Below are 355 nucleotides of genomic sequence, written 5' to 3'. Positions count from 1 at the left end.
GAGGTCGACCGGGTCGTTGAGCGACCGCAGGCGGCGGAACTCGTCCTCGCTCAGCGTCAGCGGGGTGTCGGCGCGGAATTGCGACCATTGCTCGGCCGAGAAGAAGCGAAACGGGGAATATTTCTCGGTTGGCGCGAGCTGATCCATCGAGATACCTGCCCTCCCTCGCGGTCAGCCCTTGGGCCGTGACGCTTTCTCGGCGATGCCCGAACGCCCGGTGCGGCCTTCGAGCTCCCTGAGCACGTCGTTCAGCGGAACGCCCGCTATGCCGAGAACGACGAGCCAATGATATATGAGATCGGCGCTTTCCGAAACGAGGCCCTGTTTGTCGCCCTTGACGGCGGCAATCACGGTC

Annotated in this window: 1 protein-coding gene and 1 pseudogene; both read right to left on the bottom strand. The window is 63.9% G+C overall.

The window, feature by feature from the left end:
• A pseudogene (locus EN857_RS36025) lies at window positions 1-147 on the bottom strand (type I pantothenate kinase); the annotation flags it as partial.
• A 24-nt stretch (window positions 148-171) separates the two neighbouring features.
• Window positions 172-355 (bottom strand): phosphoribosyl-ATP diphosphatase (gene hisE / locus EN857_RS33655; RefSeq protein WP_135897703.1); only part of this gene is annotated, 184 nt, incomplete at its 5' end.

Source organism: Mesorhizobium sp. M4B.F.Ca.ET.214.01.1.1, assembly GCF_004791545.1.
Classification (GTDB): domain Bacteria; phylum Pseudomonadota; class Alphaproteobacteria; order Rhizobiales; family Rhizobiaceae; genus Mesorhizobium; species Mesorhizobium abyssinicae.
Note: the sequence above shows the minus strand (reverse complement) of the source record. Positions and strands in the feature narration are given on the sequence as shown.